Source organism: Flammeovirga sp. SJP92 (genome assembly GCF_001583495.1).
Classification (GTDB): Bacteria; Bacteroidota; Bacteroidia; order Cytophagales; family Flammeovirgaceae; genus Flammeovirga.
Window position 1 is genome coordinate 361673 of sequence record NZ_LQAQ01000093.1, and the last position, 17822, is coordinate 379494.

Annotated in this window: 12 protein-coding genes and 1 riboswitch; all 12 genes read right to left on the reverse strand. The window is 38.1% G+C overall.

Going from position 1 to position 17822, the window contains the following annotated elements; translation table 11 throughout:
* Positions 1–3: 3 nt before the first annotated feature.
* The 12 genes from cobJ to ytxJ all read right to left on the reverse strand — a co-directional run bounded on the left by cobJ (position 4) and on the right by ytxJ (position 17775).
* Complete coding sequence (gene cobJ, locus AVL50_RS22310; RefSeq protein ID WP_062618652.1) at positions 4–1374, reverse strand: precorrin-3B C(17)-methyltransferase; 1371 nt, start codon at positions 1372–1374, stop codon at positions 4–6.
* A complete protein-coding gene (cobI, locus tag AVL50_RS22315) occupies positions 1371–2084 on the reverse strand; it encodes a precorrin-2 C(20)-methyltransferase (RefSeq protein WP_062618653.1) in 714 nt (237 codons plus the stop codon). The genes cobJ and cobI overlap by 4 nt, the downstream gene beginning before the upstream one ends.
* Positions 2084–3019: a sirohydrochlorin chelatase gene (locus AVL50_RS22320; RefSeq protein WP_062618654.1), complete on the reverse strand. Its 936-nt coding sequence runs from the start codon at positions 3017–3019 to the stop codon at positions 2084–2086. Before AVL50_RS22320 ends, cobI begins: the two co-directional genes overlap by 1 nt.
* Before the next feature lie 2 nt (positions 3020–3021).
* Complete coding sequence (locus tag AVL50_RS22325) at positions 3022–3858, reverse strand: NAD(P)H-binding protein (RefSeq protein ID WP_062618655.1); 837 nt, start codon at positions 3856–3858, stop codon at positions 3022–3024.
* Complete coding sequence (locus tag AVL50_RS22330) at positions 3855–4643, reverse strand: ferredoxin (RefSeq protein ID WP_062618656.1); 789 nt, start codon at positions 4641–4643, stop codon at positions 3855–3857. The genes AVL50_RS22325 and AVL50_RS22330 overlap by 4 nt, the downstream gene beginning before the upstream one ends.
* 135 nt (positions 4644–4778) lie before the next feature.
* Positions 4779–4980, reverse strand: a riboswitch (cobalamin riboswitch).
* A gap of 38 nt (positions 4981–5018) precedes the next feature.
* Positions 5019–5558 carry an AAA family ATPase gene (locus AVL50_RS22335; RefSeq protein ID WP_062618657.1) on the reverse strand — a complete coding sequence of 180 codons (540 nt, stop codon included), beginning with the start codon at positions 5556–5558 and terminating at the stop codon, positions 5019–5021.
* Complete coding sequence (cbiB, locus tag AVL50_RS22340; RefSeq protein WP_062618658.1) at positions 5558–6496, reverse strand: adenosylcobinamide-phosphate synthase CbiB; 939 nt, start codon at positions 6494–6496, stop codon at positions 5558–5560. The genes AVL50_RS22335 and cbiB overlap by 1 nt, the downstream gene beginning before the upstream one ends.
* Positions 6487–7491 carry a histidinol-phosphate transaminase gene (locus tag AVL50_RS22345; protein ID WP_062618659.1) on the reverse strand — a complete coding sequence of 335 codons (1005 nt, stop codon included), beginning with the start codon at positions 7489–7491 and terminating at the stop codon, positions 6487–6489. The genes cbiB and AVL50_RS22345 overlap by 10 nt, the downstream gene beginning before the upstream one ends.
* Positions 7485–8939 (reverse strand): cobyric acid synthase, encoded by a 1455-nt coding sequence (locus tag AVL50_RS22350; protein WP_062618660.1) that lies wholly within the window; start codon positions 8937–8939, stop codon positions 7485–7487. The genes AVL50_RS22345 and AVL50_RS22350 overlap by 7 nt, the downstream gene beginning before the upstream one ends.
* 582 nt (positions 8940–9521) lie before the next feature.
* Positions 9522–15320: a glycoside hydrolase family 48 protein gene (locus tag AVL50_RS22355; RefSeq protein WP_157491493.1), complete on the reverse strand. Its 5799-nt coding sequence runs from the start codon at positions 15318–15320 to the stop codon at positions 9522–9524.
* 966 nt (positions 15321–16286) lie between these two features.
* On the reverse strand, positions 16287–17429 hold the full coding sequence (bshA, locus tag AVL50_RS22360; RefSeq protein ID WP_062618662.1) for an N-acetyl-alpha-D-glucosaminyl L-malate synthase BshA: 1143 nt from the start codon (positions 17427–17429) through the stop codon (positions 16287–16289).
* Positions 17430–17451: 22 nt separating this feature from the next.
* Complete coding sequence (ytxJ, locus tag AVL50_RS22365; RefSeq protein ID WP_062618663.1) at positions 17452–17775, reverse strand: bacillithiol system redox-active protein YtxJ; 324 nt, start codon at positions 17773–17775, stop codon at positions 17452–17454.
* Positions 17776–17822: the final 47 nt, after the last annotated feature.

Consider the following 17822-nt stretch of genomic DNA (forward strand, 5'->3'; position numbering starts at 1 on the left):
GACTTAGAAATAGTTTTCAGATTCTTGAAGCGTGAAACAAGCATTGACCAAAGCGGCAGCGATATTACTTCCGCCTCTGTTGCCATTTAATACAATCCACTCGGCATTTTTTACTTGCACCAACTGTTCTTTGGATTCAATGACATTGACAAAACCTACCGGAACACCAATAATCCCTGCTGGTTTGAAATCAGGATTTTCTCTTAACTGATCCGTCAATTCAAACAAAGCTGTTGGTGCATTTCCTACCACAAACAAGGCATTCGGATATAAAGCCATCGCTCTTTTAATACCCGCTTGAGAACGTGTCAAATCTTCCTCGCCGGCTAAAAGTGTCGTTTCTGGATCATTCAAACAGCATACTACTTGGTTGCCGTATTCCTTGGCATATCTTTTTGTGATTCCGGCTTGTACCATCGTTACATCCGTCACAATTGTTCCACCGTTTTGAAGGAATTTTGAGAATGTCTCAACTGCTTTTGGAGAGGCTTCATAATGCACATGATCATCGATCACTCCCGTGGTATGAATCAGACGCGTAATCGCCCATTTATCTTCTACTGAATGCTGTACATCTTGCAATTGTTCCGTGACAATGCGGAAACTTTCCTGCTGAATTTCCTGTCCTGTATGTGGTTTTCTATTCAAATACCCACGAGGTGTCACTAAGTGATTTTTGAATTGGAAAGTCTGGGAATTACCAATCATCACCAAAGAGAACATGTCCACCATTTCCACATCAAAAGTCCCTAAGGTCTGGATCGTGATTTTCTCTTCAGGACGCGTCACTTGACGAATTATGGCTACAGGCGTGCTCGGATCACGTTCTTCTAAAAAGATCTTTTTCAAACGCTCCAACTGCCAATATCTTTTCTTGCTTTTGGGGTTGTACAAACTACAAACAAAATCACCTACAGCCGCCGCTCGGATCCGCTTTTCAATTACTTGCCAAGGCGTCATTAAATCCGATAAAGAAATACAGCAGAAGTCGTGTCCTAATGGAGCCCCAAGTTTACTTCCTGCCGCTAAAAAGGCAGAAACACCCGGCAAGGTTTCCAACTCTATTTCTGAGTCTTGTTCTAAAGAAGCCACTTGATAAACAATGGCTGCCATGGAGTAAATACTAGCATCTCCCGACCCAATCACAAATACATGCTGGTTCTTTTTGGCTTCTTCAACCGCTACTATTGCACGCTCTTCTTCTTTCCCTAAAGGCATGGCAATTTTCACCGCGCCTTCTTTCAGGTAATCTTCGCAAAATTGAAAGTAATAGTCATAACCAATCACTACATCTGCTTTTTGCAATGCATTGACCACCAATGGTAAAATATAGTCCTTATGTCCAGGTCCTAAGCCTGCTACTGTAATTTTCATGCTTGTTTGTTTTTCTTTATAATCAGTAAAGAGAAATAAGGAATAGTTCTCTCTTGAAGTTTGTCTAATGATGAAGTCATGAATTGCTCTGTAGTTCCGAGCTTTTCACAATACGTAAAGTTGATTTCCTCTCTTTCCAGAATAGGCTGAATGTGTCGCATCACCGATCTGATTTTCATCAATACCACCGTGTCCGAAACTTTCAAGGCGTCTTCTAAAACCTGTGTTGATTTCAAAATAGGAAGTACATGAATCGTCTCTCCTAAAAGAGCTAGTGGTTGTTGAATTTCCGCCGCTCCTAAATGGAATGAACTAATGCCCGGCACCAATGAAATGGGAATATCTGTCTGCTGAAATTTTTCTAAGAGATAAGAAAATGAGCTATAAGTACTCAAGTCTCCTTCACAAACTATGGCTACATCCAACCCTTCCGAAACATCTTTTTGAATATCCTGAAAAGCCTCTTCATATACAGGGTGAACGTGTACTCTGTCAATAGTCATTTCCATATAAAAGCCAACCAACTTCTCCTCTGGTAAATCATAACCTTCCATGATCTGAAGTGAGTAACTGCTCTTTCTGCCATCTTGAAAAATGGAACCGGGATAATAGATTTTATCAACAGATTGAAGTAGTTTATATCCCTTTAGCGTAATCAAATCAGGATCGCCAGGACCCAATGAAATGCCGTATACTTTTCCTTTTTCCATTAGATCCCCAGTATATTTTTAACCGTTTTCATCACTCCTTTCTTCTCATCTACTTTTTCGTCTTCTTCGAAAAGTATTCCTTTTACATTTAGATGATGACCAACTTGTTCCTTTCCTTCCTCTTCTTCAAAACCAATAATCTGCTTACGGTACTTGCACAACTGACAGTTCATGTGTGCTAGCCCGTTCTTCGCTTGATCCAACCTTTCATCGAAGGCTTTCATAATCAATTCATCTGATCCAAAAGCTTCTGTATTGACGTATTCAGTGGTTGAGGTTTTGTTGAACTCCTCTACTGTTTCATAAATTCTTTCCAGCAAAACACCTGTAAAAAAGAAGAATGGAATCACATAAGTACGCTTCATGCCTAGCTTCTCAAACATCGGCAATGCTTCTGCAGTAGATGGATAAGCTGTACCGCTGTAAGCCACGGAGGTAAAACCAAAGCCCATTCCTTCCCAAAGCATCGCCGCTAATTTGTGTACATCAGAGTTGGCATCTGGATCCGTAGTTCCTCTGCCAATCACCATCAATCCACATTCTTTACGATCAATCGGCGGCAATAAGGCTTCCTGTTCTTCAATACGCTTCTTCGATAAATCCAACAAATAAGAACTTACACCAATGTGTGTTCCCATCTTAATTTCAAGATCAGGGTAATACGATTGGATCGTGTTCATTTCATAAGGAATATCATTTTTGGCATGTGAACCCGCAAACAGTATGACAGGCAAAGCGTAGATTTTTCGTACTCCTTTTTCATACAATCGCTCCACTGCAGCTTCATACAGTGGATGACTGAATTCCAAGAAACCATAATCTACCTCATATTCATTTTCGTATCTTTTTTTCAATAAAGCCACGAGTTTTTTAAATGCGTCTGTTCCTGTTTTTCTTCGGGAACCGTGTCCACATAATAGTATTCCTTGTTTCATTCTTAATGTATTTTTACTCCTTCGTTTTCATTGAAGTAGGCTTGAGGATCATCGTATTTATATTCAAAGGATAACAATCGCTTTGATTTACTATTATCAACTAATTTGTAAGCAGTGCTTTTACAGTCTCGGAAAACTGGAAGAGGTAACCCTAATGTCATTGCTGCATTGGTATACAAATCTCTTCGGATAGGATGAAGTGCCGCACACCCATTAATGACTTCCCCAAAAACATCTTGCTCTATTACTTCTACAATCAAATTGACGGCATCAGTTTGGTGAATGACATTGACAGGCACATTCGGATTTTTCAACACTCTATTTTCTCTTAGAAGCTGAGAAGGATGACGCCCTCCGCCAATTAAACCTGCCATGCGAATAGCGGTCAATTGCTCTCCAAAATATTGACGTAAAACTTGTTCTGCTTGATATATATTTTTCCCTCCTATGGTTTCAGGAGTGAATTGATCTGATTCTTTGATGGATTGATTGGTATTCGGATAGACTGAAGTGGAACTTACAAAGATGACTTTTTGATGAGGAGGTGTTTGTTTTGTCAGTTGTTCGATCTGCTTAACATAAACGCCATGTTTATCTCTTCGATCAGCAGGTGGAAAACATACAATCAAGATTTCAGTTTCAGCTATCAGATTATCCCAATCTCCTTTAATATGATCTTCCTCAACTTTTACAAGAGTGATTTGATCTGTGATTTCAAAAGCGAGTAATTCTTCTTCTGAAGCCACACTTCCTTTTACCTCAAAACCTCTCTCTCTTAATCGTTCTGACAGCGGAATGCCTAACCAACCGACTCCTACAATAGTCACCTTCTTTTTCATACCGTTTCCAATTTTATTCCTTTTAATTGTACTTCTAAACAGTATTGCCAAGCGTGATCCTCCAGCCAAATCAATCCAATATCTTCTCCGAATTTATTTCTCATTCTGACTCCTTTATTCAGAGAATCCAGCTGTTCGAAATATTCTACCACTGCAATTCTCTTTTTGACGAGTTCTTGATTTTTCTGGTCAATAGGGGCAATAATCAGTTCAATCGTTTCACTTTCCAATTCCAATTCAAGTGTATACTTTTGACTGTAATTGACGCTTTTGATTTCACTAAATGAAAGTGGTGTTTGACCAGAAAGTGTGAGCGTAGATTTTGGACTATTTTCTGATAAATAAAGAAAAAGGGGAAAGGTATATTGGTCCGAAGCAAAACCCCTAGTGATCCGACATTCTCCAAGATCAGGATCTATTTTGATAGAAAAAGGCTTAGGCGTAAATGCCTCTCTTTCTTTGTCTGATTTGATTGCAGACCATTCGTCCTGATACAGTAAATAATCAGTGACAGGTTCTTGATTTTCGATATGGCTTTTGATGATTTCTAAGCCTTTTTGTGGATTGAGGTCTTTGTACCAATAGTTAGGTTGCACAATGCATGTTGGAGCATCTTCACACCGACCGTTACATCTTGTTTTGATCGTGTGTGTACTGTCCCATTGTCCACTATTTCTCAAGTAAGCACGTACGTTGCGTACCACCTCTTCAGACCCTGCTTTTTGGCAGGATCCTCCATCACAAAATAAAAAAATCTGTTGAGTTTCAGCGATGTTTTTCCCCATTAGTCAGATTGTTTGATTGAATAGCAACAATTGGGGATAATAGAATGACAATCTGTTTATTTAAATTAGTCTGGGAGACTAATAGTTTTAGCAATAGATTGAAAGTCAGAACTTTTATTCCCGAAAGTCTTTAAATTTCTCAGTACTTCTTCAGGCAGGTATTCTGACTTACTTTCTTTTGTTACTCCTTCCCATTCCTCATAAACAGTGGCTCATTGTAACAAAATTGTTTTCCGAAGAAAACGAAAGCTTACAGCTGCGGGTACAGTCTTGGATTTTCACCAAATTCCCTTTTCATTCCTTAAAGTATATGGATATTTTATATTTATTCATTTATCCTAGTACTTGTAGGAACACCCTTAAAGCATAGCAAAGTTACTTAATTTTTATTGTCATACAAACCTTGTCAAAAACAAAATTCATACGGTTTTCTACAGACTCAAATGGAAGGTAAATTAGTTCAAATCCACACTCTAAATAGGTTTCTTCAAGCACTTTAGAGAGTGATTTTTGATAAGAAAATGATTCAGGTCTTTGGGGATCAGTGATATAAATCTTCTCCCATGGAAGTGCAAAAAACACCTGTTTGTGATAATATTTTTGATAAGGAAATGCTTTTAATTCTTTTTGAATGGGTTTGTTTTGAAACTTCAGATAGGCTATTGTATCAATAATACTACGATCACAAAAAACTGCATCTGGATTCTCTTTTAATTGATGCATTGTTTTTTGAAATACTAATTCACTAAACCGTTCTACATCTTTCCACGGCATTCCTTCTCCGCCCGTCAACTGTTCATGCATAATCACCTGTCGGGAAGCTTCGGGCATTGTAGGAGTACCGTCATTATTTATTGCATTAATTAATGTCGTTTTTCCTGTACCTGCTGCGCCTGAGATGATGTATTTGTGCATTATAAAAATTGAATTAAAACGAGAATAGAGACAATTGACAATACAAAAAGCCAGCTCGTAGCATAGTTGATATTCCCTACTTTATGAATTTCATGATGCTGAATATTTCTGTCATTATGACCTATGTAAGGCTTATCTACCAATTTTCCTCCGTAAAAGTTGGGACCTCCAAATCTCACATTAAGAATATAAGCCAACGCTGCTTCTGGATAGCCGGCATTAGGACTGCTGTGTTTTTTTCCTTCTGAGAAAACAGTAAAAAGTCCTCCTAAACGGAAAGTAACGATCAACATCAAAAGTGCTGTTAAACGGGCTGGAATATAGTTAGCTGCATCATCTAGCTTGGCGGCAAATTTACCAAACTTTTCGTAACGCTCATTTTTGTAGCCAATCATAGAATCAAAAGTATTGATCATCTTATAAGCCATGGCACCTGGTACTCCAAAAATGGCAAAATAGAAAAGTGGAGCGATCACACCATCACTTAAATTTTCAGACATGGTTTCTAATGTCGCTGTGCGAATTTGCTGAGCACTTAATTCAGAGGTATCACGACCTACAATCCATGACAATCGCTTTCTTCCAGCTTCTAACCCGTCTTTTTCTAATGCATTAAAAACAGCAATTCCTTCTTTGACCAACGTCTTATTTGCTAAGCAATAGAACAGTAAAATAATACTGATTACTGAAGCAGTGATCGCATTATAAGAATGAATCAAACACAGAATATAATAAGATACGGCAAAAGAGCTACTCACCAATATGATGGTGAGTAAAGCTCCTTTGATGAGTTTATTCTTACCTTTATTCAATCTTTTTTCTCCAAAAGAAATCAAATTTCCATACCCCACAATAAGATGAGGCAATGACCTTGGATCTCCAAAAATAAGATCCAATAAAAAAGCGACAGACAGTATAACAACAGATTCTAAACCCATGATTTTAAAGCTTTAATAATTTGTTGATTGGCTAAATGTGATTGTACTGAAAGTCGAATGTACTCCCCTTCCAGATTCGTAAAATTGGTTGCATCTCGTATCAATATTCCTCTTTCAATAAGAAAGTTTTTCAATTCACTCGCCTTTCCTTTTAATAACTTCACTAAAAAGTAAGAAGTGTTAGTCGGCTGTACTTTAATGGAACTGACTCTCTGTAATTGCTCTTGAAAAGCTTTTCTTTCCTCTAACAAATCATGAACATCAAAAAGCAGTTCATCATAATTTTCAAAAAGAAACTTCCCTGCTGAAAGAGCTAAACCATTTACACTCCATGGAATTCGGATGGCTTTTAAACATTCAATCAACATTGGATTGGAAATAATATACCCCAAACGCAACCCTGGAATTGTAAACGTTTTAGTCAGCGAACGCACAATGATCAAGTTGCTGTATTGCTCCACAAGTGGTGCCACTGTTGTCGTTGCTGCGGTAAACTCAATGTATGCTTCATCGATCACAAAAGTTGTCAATGGATTTCCTTTGACGAGTTGTTCTATTTGCTTAAAGCTAAAAACACTTCCTGTAGGATTATTAGGATTACAGATAAAAACTAGATCCGAACAATGCTCTTGAATGATATTTTTTCGGACTATTTTATAGTTGACTTTATTGATCCTACAAGCATCTTCATATTCTGAAAAAGTGGGCCCTACAATTGTGGCTGATTTTCTTCTAAAAAACTGTGCAATCAGATAAAATGCTTCAATGGCACCATTGGTGAAAAGAAAATTTTCAGCCGATAAATTATAGCGTTTTGAGGCACAAATATTAAGTTCTTCAGCAGCAGGAGAAGGATAGTTTTGAATGTTATGCAACTGATTTTTCAAATTCTCCAGAATGGCTGGAGGACATCCTTTGTAAAAAACGTTGGAGCTGAAATTGTGTTTAATTTGACCTTTTATAAGATGAAGGTCGTCACCATGTCCGTTTAGCATATATCTTCCATGATTTTATTGATCTCCAAATTCTCCTCTACCCAGTCTGCCAGTTTATCAAACTGCTCTCCTTTGAACGTCTTGTAATCTAAAGCCTCCGCATCAGGAAACTTTCTTTTCAATAGTTCATTGACTACTACTTGATTGTCAAAAACACCATGCAGATACGTACCCCAGCTCAATTTTCCATCAAAAAATCCTTCTTTCACGCCTCCCATTGTATTCAATGCAAAAGCTTCTGGCACTAACGTTTCACCCATATGAATTTCATATCCTTCACATACTTCTGCGTAATTTTTAAAGGTAAATTGTTGTTGTACGGTTTGCTTATTTTCTGATAAAGTCGTTTCAATATCAAAAATTCCCAATCCGAGTTCTTCTTCTTTTTCTCCTTCCACATGATGAGGATCATAGACCACTTTACCAAGCATCTGATAGCCTCCGCAAACACCTATGATTGGAATTTTACCATACAATTCACTGATCAAAGTATCAATATCTTCTTCTTTCAGCTTTGCCAAATCATTCATTGTATTCTTCGTACCTGGAAGTACAATCACATCTGCCTTTTTCAATTCCGCATGATCTCTAGTATAATACAGGTTGATCAATGGTTCATTTTCTAAGGCTTGGAAATCAGTATAATTCGACATATAATAATGTTTCACCACAGCTACATTGAGCATTCCTTCATGGGCTGTTACATTTCTGCCTCGAAGTGCCACTGAATCTTCTTCTTCAATAATGATATTTTCAGCATAGGGCAATACACCCAAAACAGGATACCCTGTCAATTCTTCCAACTTCTTTTTTCCTTCTACAAACAGGCTTGCATCTCCTCTGAACTTATTGATAATGATCCCTTTCAATAATTCCTTTTCCCAATCTTCTAATAAAGCAATAGTGCCATACACACTGCCAAAAACGCCTCCTCTATCAATATCCGCCACCAGATAAACACACGCATTGGCTGCTTTTGCCATACGCATATTTACAATATCTCTATGCTTTAAATTCAGTTCACTGATACTCCCTGCCCCTTCCATAACTATGGGGCCGTACTGATCTGAAAGTTTATGAAATGCTTTTTGAGCCTCTAGAAATAATTGTTTTTTGTTTTCTCCTAAGAAATAATCTCTAGCAGACTGATCTCCTACAGGTTTTCCATGAAGTACAACTTGTGATTTATTTTTTGATGATGGTTTTAATAAAACAGGATTCATTTCTACCATTACTGGCAACTGACATGCTTCTGCTTGCACCGCCTGTGCTCTGCCAATTTCCAATCCATCGTAAGTGGCAAAACTATTCAACGACATGTTCTGTGCTTTGAAAGGAGCTGGCTGATATCCTTTATTTTTCAGCCAACGGCAGATACCTGTGGTAATCCAACTTTTCCCTACATCAGAACCTGTACCTACCAGCATGATAGGACGCATGTTTTTCATTTTAGTTTGATGTTAATTTTTTACTATTCTTGGTATTTAGTATCTCATTTATTAAAAAATATTCATTGAAGAGAGATGAATAAAATTTTAGTGAACAAAGAAATACAGCACTAAGGTAAAAAATAATTTTTGATCAGTGGGTTAGCAATCTTTTTAAAGGAGTCTAATTAATGTCATGTTTTTTTACAGAGAAGTGATTATGAATACTGTAAACCCCAAGCATGGTATAATTATGATATTTAGAAATCAGGAAATTTCTGATGATCTGTAGGACACGAATAACACTTACACCAATGGATTTTCTACCTCATTAGTTTGGTAGTCCTCCTCTCCAGGACTTGAAAGGAAAACCGTTAAGAATTTTGGTATCGAGCCGTAAAAAATGATTTTCTTACTTTAGCTTTTGCATCAATGGAAAAAATGAAGAAGAAGAAAGCTTAAAAGTAGACCATAGAAAACTTATAGAATGCGGATTGGAAGTTAGCAACAGTTGAGTTTACTGCAAATAAAAAAAGTGATACCGCCTAAAAAGTAGACGGCATCACCCATAATTGACATGAATCTAAATTACTGTGCTAATGATTATCTTTTAATCACCTTCTTTCTTATTACCTCATTTTTATCATGGCTAATAATTTCGAAGACATAAGTTCCTGAAGGCAAGTCTGTCAATGAAATGTTCAATGAACTAACACTTTCATCTGTTGACAATGACTTCATTTGATGTCCAAGAAGGCTATATACATTAACTGTTGAACGACCAATAGTTCTGTTCAATGCAATCTTAATTGTATGATCTGTTGGGTTTGGACTTAATACTGCATCCAATATTTCTTTCTCCAAACCTGATTTCACAGAAGTAACCTTGTTAAGACGCGCAGTACTTGAAGTAGAGTCTCCACCAAAGAAGAAACCATATTCTGCATTTGCTAATGCTACTTCAATTTGTGCCCAACCTCTATGGTAACGTTGTGTAAAAGGCTCTCCAGCCAAGTAAGCCGCTTCTAATCTTGCAAACTCAGGATCGTCTTTGTATTGAGGACGGATATCTAAGAATGACATACCTGATTGAATTGTAGCTCCGCTTGGTAGGGTACCTGTAAATGTTTCAGGGATATACACTTCTTGCTCAAAGATTCTAGCAAAGTCAGCTCTCTCTTCTAATGAAGCAACACCTTTGTCATCACGATAAGTCACCCACATTCTGTCTAAGATTTCTTTTGCTAAATATTGAGCGGCTGTATCAAGTGTAGCATACTTTTCAGTAGCAGCCGCATAGTAGATTAATGTTTTTGCTAAAGAAGCAGCTACACCTAAATCTTGATTATAGCTTGTCACAGTTACGTGAAGGTTTGCATTGCTACCTGGATTTGCAGGATCCCAAGTATCAGGCTCACCTGTCCACTCTAAACCAGCAGGAATATCGAAATCGTTATCACCTACTAATACTGTTTCGTTAACAGCCCACTGTGCCCACTTTGTAATCAAGTCTTTTGCTCTTGGATCATTGTTGATATAGTACAATTCGGCAATACGCTCCATTGACCATACTTGCCATCCAAACCATCCACCTGAACCTGGATCGTGATACACTGGGTTTTCATCATAAGCCATACCATAGAAAGTAGATTTACCTGCAGGATAAACACTGTAATCACCATTCCAGCTGTTTGTTGCTCCACCTGCAATACCACCTTCAGCAGATTGTAACCAAGTATAGAATTCCAACTGACGGTCTAAACTTGTTGTCCAGTCTCTTACACCATTTGAAGATACTGGCTTTAATTCCTCTACTTGAGATAATGCATATGCAGCTACTGGATTTTGGTACCCGAAGTGACAGTGAGATGCACCAATTCTAAATGCCCACGCTGCTGAAGCATCTGTTGCTCCACCCCATGACATATACCATGACATCAGGTAGTGTGCATTATCATAGCTTGTTTGAGAAGTGGCATTTGGATCTTGTGCTCCTAGTGGTTTGAAATATTTATCAAACATGGCTAATCTCAAGTAATCACCCATTTTAGAAGCTTTATCTAAATCTAAACTACTTAGACTTACACCTTGCTCTTTTGCATATTCGTAAGCCCAGTACATTACTTGTACAGCTCTTGCGTCAGCATCTGGTGCACTTGTGTATCTCCATTGTGTAGAATAAGCTCTGTCTTGAGTAAACAATGGTAAGAAACCATCTGCACTACCCCACTTGAATGCTTCCCATGATGGATGAGGTACTGTTTCGAATACAGATTCTTGCTCACCTCTTTGGAAAGTATTGATATATGAAGGTGCACTTACTCCATCACCACGGTTACCGTAGCCATAGAAGTTGTCATTATCCAATAACCAGTGCATTTGGTAGATATGAGGATTACCATATGCTGCTTCTAATTCTGCTGAAACATAATCTCCTTTTACTGGATTTGAGAAATCTAAAGGAGCAGGATATAATTCAGGAAGTGGGAATTCAGGAGCATAAGCTGCTGGGCTTGACGGATCATAAGCACCATTTGTTGGCTGATCTTCTGCTGTTGGGATGATAAACTGTTCTGTTTTTCTCCAAACTTCTTTTAATGGCTCCCAGTCTCCTGTAATTCTACCGTGCATTGCTTCTAACCACATCCAATAAGAATATAATTCTGAAGTCGATTCGTGACCGTGATCTGGTGCTTCTACAATTAATGATTCAACAGAGTGGTGAGGAGAACCTTCAGGACTGAAGTAACCATTGGCAGGGTCTAAGTACATATTTCTCATTTCAACGAAACGCTGAATGTACTCATTGTCGGTATCTGGAGGAGTAATAATCACATTATCTTCCTCAGCCGTAATTGTAATGATCGCTTGATCTTCTCCACCTTTTGTATCAGTAACTGTCAATGTCACATCATAGCTACCTACAGCTGTATAAGTATGCGTAGCTAAAACACCTTCTCCTACTGTGCCATCACCAAAGTTCCATGCAAAAGATAAAGTATCACCGTCTGCATCTGTAGAACCTGATGCGTCAAAGCTTACTACAAATGGAATATTTCCAACTGTTGCATCTGCTGAAATACTTGCTACTGGAGGTGTATTTTCATCAGGAGGATTTGTTCCGCCATCACAAGTTGGAGCTGTTGCTGTTTTGCTGAAATAAACTGTAAAGCCACCTGCTTTCGATACCATTACAAAGTTATCCTGATCTGAAGTTACCCAATAGTCTCCATCAAAACCTGGAATTCCTGAAGCTGCCACTGTCACTGAAGGCTCAGCTGCGTCAAAAGTATGTGTTACTTTGCTTAATAAATCAACATACCAGTTCGGTTGCCCATTGTTAGAATTGAACGAGAATTGGTATAATCCTTTATTTGCAAGATCCCAGTTGATTGTGAAGTCACGCATGTTGCTTAAATCTGGACCACCGTTACCTAATACAAAGATATTTTGATAAGCAGTATGACCTGTTGATGCAAATGCCTCCGCCTGAGGAGCTCCGAAAGAACAATCTGAAGCAACAGCCATTGCTGACATCACTCTCATTGAAGAAGATGCTACAGCACCTGAACAGTTTGGTGCAGTTGCTGAGTTGTTGAAATAGATAGAGAAAGTACCAGTTTTTGATACTAACACAAAGTTAGCTCCATCTAATGCAACCCAATAATCTCCATCAAAACCTGGGATTCCTGAAGCTGTAATTGTTACAGCTGGCTGAGCCGCATCAAAAGTATGTGATACCTTGCCTAATAAATCAACATACCAGCTTGGTTGTCCATTGTTTGAATTAAATGAGAATTGATACAATCCTTTATTTGGCAAGTCCCAGTTGATTGTAAAATCACGCATGTTGCTCAAATCTGGACCACCTTCACCTAATACATGAATGTTCTTGAACGCCGTATGACCTGTAGTTTCTAAAGCTGATGCTTGAGGTGTACCGAAAGTGCAATCAAAACTTCCGTCAGTCACTTTAATCGTTTCTGAAGTATTGCTTGATTTTCCAGAAGAGTTAGATACTGTAAGCACTACAATATAATCACCATCAACAGCATACGTTGTAGCCGCTGTTACACCTGTACCTACTTCTCCATTACCAAAGTCCCACGCATAAGTTAATGCATCTCCATTTGGATCAATTGAAGCCGACGCATCAAAAGTAACATCAAGAGGCATTACACCACCTGTTGTTGAAGCTGTGAATGATGCTACTGGAGGAGCATTAGGATCTAATACTGTAATTGATTCTGTTACAGGAGTTGATACATTTTCTCCATCACTTACTGTTAAAGTAACAGTATACTCACCTGGTACAGTATAAGTAGCTGATGGTGTTACTAAACTTGATGACGTACCATTTCCAAAATCCCAAGAATAAGTGATTGGATCTTCATTTGGATCTGATGACATTGAAGCATCAAAATTCACTGTCAATGGTGCAACACCTTGGTTAACATCCATCGTAAACTTCGCTACTGGAGTTCCTCCACCGTTTGGCTCTGCACCGAAAACTAATACACCGTTATCATAAACTGGTATTCTTGGAGACTCTCCTTCTGTATCTAGTCCAAATGCAGACCAGTCATTTGAAGTATCGTAAGGTACTCCGTTGGCTACACGGAAGTTCACCTGTACATCACGACGGAATGCAGGGTCACCTATTGGAGCAATTTGCTCACCTGCTAAAGATACTTCTGCATAATAGATATTATTTGCCGCATCCCAAGCTGCTACAGTCATAGTGCTGTTTCCTTGTACCGAGTTCAACTCCGGTTGGTAATCTGCAATCGTATAACCTTCTGCTACACCTTCTGAAATATCAAAGAAGTAACGGAATGAAAGTTTATCAGTCACTCTTGAAGGCCAAGCCGTTCTGTTTTGAACTAAAACTCTCACTGTACTTCCTGAAGCGTTGTTGCTGTTGAATTTTGAGAATGTTCTGATCTCAGCACGAGTTGGTACTTCTGGTACTGGGAAGTTAGCCAATGGCTCTCCTCCAAATTCCTGGTACATTCTTGCCAAAGCACCTGTGAAACATGCGTTGTAATCACAAGCAACCTCATTCGCCACATAATCTGAACGATCATCTTCAAATGCATCATTTGGCTCACCTGGACCACCTACCAATGCACCATATAATGTATGACTTGGATCAATTGGATTGTTTAAAAGGTTGTTTGCCCAAGCACCGTGCGCTGATCTGTGATGAGGGTTATAGGCAGGGTTATTTCCAAAACCTACCATGAAGCTTCTGTTGATTGGGTTATCACCCAGAGCATAGTTGATCTGCTTCACTGCAAAATCATGATATTTTGCTTTTTTAGCCGCTGTAGTTGCTACTCTGTCACTGTAGATAAAAGCTACAAGAGCAGTGTTAGAACTATGACGTAATGATCCCCATTGCATCAAGTGAGCTTGTCCACCTGGACTGTAAGGAATTCTATCTCCTTCAAAGCCATCTGTCCAGTAGTCCAAGTGTCTTTCAGCATCTGCTTTGTACTCTTCTTTACCTGTCAATTCAGACATTAAAACATAAATACCATATGCTTTATCATCCCAAGCTAATCCCCACTTGTAAGCTTTCAAAGTAGATTGTCCTTCATTCGATAAGTTTGTATATTCTGATTCTGCTTTATCTAAATAAGTAGTGTTTCCTGTAGCTTTGTACAACCAAGCTGCACCCCATACTAACTCATCTTGGTATCCACTAAATGAGCGGTAAAAGCCCGCCGCATCAGTGATTGATTCAGAATACACCCCTCTGTAGTTGTCAGCAAATGCATATAACTCCTCAGCGTGTTGTAATAATAATGCACTGTAAGCTGGGTCTGAATCTTTGAAAACAATACTACAAGCCGCCATTGCCGCTGCAGTTTCGCCCGCTAAATCAGAACCAGGATTAGCTGCATCAATTTTATAGGCAGGTCTTGCCATTGTCATTACTTCAGGTGATCCCCAATAAGCGTGGTCTGGTCCACCTGCACCTACTTGTCCATAAAACTCAGTTGGTCCAGTATGACATTTTATAAAATAGTCAGTAACGAAACGAAGATTACGTTTCATTATTTCTAATTGTCCACTTTGTCTGTAGGCATCTTCATATTCTACTACACCCCATGCAAGGGCTGTAACACTAAATGCCATTGGGAAGCCGAACTTCACGTGATCACCAGCGTCATACCAACCGCCGGTTAAATCTAAGCCAACATCGGATCCATCATCTAATGCCGAATCATCTCTCCAAGTAACCCTGTTCCAATCAGGTAACTTTCCGGACTGTTGTGCTTCATAAAAAAAGAGAGATTTCTGAAGGGCTTCTCCATAATTAAATTCCTGTGCCCATAGATTGTTAGTAGCCAGATACAAAAATATTATTGCACCCAACATGAAATTGCGTTTCATAATTAGTTTTAATTAAATGTACTATTTAACGGATGTGAAGAATGTTGCTCAACCTTACGAAAAGGGAGCTTTTGTTGTAATTATTTAATGTGTAGTACCAGAACAATCGTAAACAGAGCTTTTATCTTTCTCTCTTATGTTATTCTGCCAGGGCCTTTACTACGTAACTATTGTTATGTGTTGTCCATCTGCATTGAACTGCATAAGAAATAATAAATTCAATTCTCTATTTTCATTTGATCTTAGTACAAAAGACAATGATTTAACCCTCCAGCTAAGAGGTTAAAGTTGTTGTATCATCAAAATTGGAGCATAAAAATCCACCTCAGCTCAAGACTCATCAAAAATGATATGCTAATCCCAAAATTTGGACACATCAATACATGATCAGACTAGACCGAACATAAAATTTCATGTTGTTCTATCTTAATTTTACAACTTCTTAAAAGTGTAGACATTATTCGGCCAGGCATTACTTCTCACAATTTAAAAGAAATACATTTTAAAATATTTCTATCAAAAAATAAGACATAACGAAAAGGTCTAAATGTCAATAGGTTTTCATTTAGAAAGGTTGAAGATTGTGTAATTCATTTCAATAGTAATAGCATATGCAATTACCCTTTTATTAATTGGTTCCAAATCATAAAATGACAATTGTAGTGAGGGTATAGATTCTACAATGCTATTAGTGTTGTTATGTAAAAATGGTTTTAAAAAGAAAGATTTGATGTTTTAAATTTATACTAGATTGTTTTTATAGTTAGAAAATAATTATCTCATTTGTCAAAAACTTGACGGTAGCTGGATTTAGTCATTTCATTGTCAATTATTAACAATAATACAACTTTTGATAGTAAAAAACTAATTTATCATCAGATAATATACATTTATCGTTAAGACAACAAAAAAGGGTTATCTCATTCCTTTGATGAAATAACCCTTGATCGGTAAAAAAGAGGTGTTCTAGCCTATTTTCACTTTCGTCTTTTCAATTGCTTTCTTATAAATCTCTTCATATTGAGGAATGATTTCAGCAATATTATATCGTTGTGCTTGTTTGAGTGCATTCTCTTTAAACGATGGAAGGTTTTTATCGTCAAGGATATATAAGGCATTTTTTGCCATGTCCTCCACATCACCAATATCGCTCATCATACCTGTTTTTCCGTGAATATTTACTTCAGGAATACCTCCTGCATTCGTAGAAATCACTGGAACTTCACAGGCCATTGCTTCTAATGCCGCCAAACCAAAACTTTCTTTTTCAGATGGCATCAAGAATAAATCAGCTACGGAAAGAATTTCTTCTACTTCTGCTAGTTTTCCCAAGAAACGAACGTCATTGCAAGTACGCAGTTCATAACATTTTTCTTCTAAACTCGCTCTTTCCGGGCCATCACCTACCATCAGCAATTTGCAAGGAATCTTTTCTCTTACTCTCTTGAAAACCTCCAAAGCGTCATCTGCTCTTTTCACTTTTCTCATATTGGAAACGTGAATCAACAGTTTTTCTCCATCTGGACAAATTGCCTTTTTGAAGTGGTCCTTTTTGTGCTTCATGAAGCGTTTCAGGTCTACAAAGTTGGGGATTACTTTGATATCTGTTGTGAGATCAAAATACTGGTAAGTTTCTTCTTTCAAACTTTCAGAAACAGAGGTTACACAATCTGATTCGTCAATAGAAAAAGCTACTACAGGCCCCAAACTGTCATCCTTCCCCACCAAAGTTACATCTGTACCATGAAGTGTGGTCACGATTGGCATATTGATTCCTTTCTTGGCTAAAATCTGCTTTGCTGTATACGCCGCAGACGCATGAGGAATTGCATAGTGAGCGTGTAAAACATCTAATTGTTCAGACTCTGCCACTTCCACCATCTTACTTGTCAGCGCCAACTCATAAGGAGGATATTTAAATAATGGGTAGGTTTTGATGTCTACTTTATGGTAATAAATATTTTCATCAAAAAAATCTAACCTCGTTGGCTGATCATAGGTAATGAAATGCACCTCATGACCTAAATCTGCGGCTAAACTTTTCCCTAACTCTGTAGCGACTACTCCACTACCTCCGTAGGTAGGATAACATATGATACCAATTTTCATGGTGTTGTCTGTTTGATGATAATTAAGCGACGATGTCTGAATAGGAAATTCCCATGTGCGAAGCGGTATACACTACTTCTCCTTTATCTAATACAAGCACTTGAGGTGATTGGTGCTCTACGTTAAATTTTTCAGCGATTGCATTGGAAATGTTCCTGTATTGGATTAAATCCAAATAATAAGCTGAGATTCCATTTCCATCGTCCCACGATCGTTCTAGTCGGTCCAATGCCATTGCACTGATAGAACAACGTGTTGAGTGTTTTAAAATTAGGACTTTTTGTGACTGCGATAACGCCACTAACTCTTCCAATTGAGAGATTTCAGTTAACTGATGCCAGTTCATAACTTCTAAATTCGTTTAAACAACTTTCGCAAGTTACGCAAATAATA